This is a genomic window from Microbispora sp. NPDC004025, assembly GCF_053604425.1.
Genome location: NZ_JBSGHN010000050.1, coordinates 1 through 1,093, shown reverse-complemented (window position 1 = coordinate 1,093; position 1,093 = coordinate 1). Strand labels below are relative to the sequence as shown.

The following is a 1,093-nucleotide window of genomic DNA, read 5'->3' as shown; positions in this document are numbered from 1 at the left end:
CGGTGGTCAGGTCGATGGGGTCGTCGGGGTGGACGGCGACGGCGTGGCGGGTGAGTACCAGCAGGCGGGATCCGGCCAGTCGCTCGTCGGCCAGGAAGGCCTGCAGCGTGCGCAGCGTCTGCTCGGTCACGGCGTGCGCCGCCACCACCGGATCCTCCCCGCCCGGCGCCGCGACCGGTAGGACGACGAGGTCGGGCAGAGGCCCGGAATCCTCGATCGCCGCCGTGAGACCGGCCAGGTCGTCGTGGAACGACGCGGCGACCCCCGCCTCGCGCAGCCCCTCGCACAGGTCCCGATCGCCGAGCACCGCCCAGGTGCCCGGCTCGCCGGGAAGCACGTCGAGAGGCGTCCACTCCACGCGGTAGAGCCCGTCGTTTCTCGCCCGCTTGACGCTCAGCTGGTCGGACGCCACGGGACGCACCCGCAGCGTGTCGATGGAGACGACCGGCGCGCCGGTGGGGTCGGCTGCCTGCAGGGACAGCGACCCGGCCTCGCCCAGCGTCACCCGCACCCGCAGGTCGGTGGCGCCGACCGCGTGCAGACGCACCCCGCTCCAGGCGAACGGCAGGTTGCTGTGGCCGCTGGGAGTGTCGCCGAGCCACTGCAACGCGGCCACGTGGAGCGCCGCGTCGAACAGCGCCGGGTGCAGGCCGTAGCCGGTCACGTCGCCGCGTTCCTCCGGCGGGAGGGAGACCTCGGCGAACAGTTCGTCGCCGCGCCGCCATGCCGCGCGCAGTCCGCGGAACGCCGGACCGTAGCCCAGCCCCGCCTCGTGCAGCCGGTCGTACGCGGTGCCGAGGTCCACCTGGGCGGCGTCAGGGGGCGGCCAGGCGGTGAGGTCGAAGCCGGGCTCCGCGTGGTCCGTCGCGAGTACGGCGGTGGCGTGCAGGGTCCAGTCTCCGGTGTCGCCGTCCGGACGGGAGTAGACCTCCACGGTGCGCCGGTCGGAGCCGGCGACGACGATCTGGATCTGTACGCCGCCCTCCTCGGCAAGCGGCAGCGGGGCGTGGAGGACGAGTTCGTCGATGGTGGTGTGGCCGGTGTGGTCGGCGGCGTGGAGGGCGAGGTCGAGGTAGGCGGTGCCGGGGAGGAC

Annotated in this window: 1 protein-coding gene; it reads right to left on the bottom strand. The window is 74.4% G+C overall.

Annotation, left to right across the window (positions count from 1 at the left end):
- Window positions 1-1,093: polyketide synthase dehydratase domain-containing protein (locus tag ACWEQG_RS39050; protein ID WP_452292701.1), on the bottom strand; the 1,093-nt coding region annotated here is incomplete at both ends.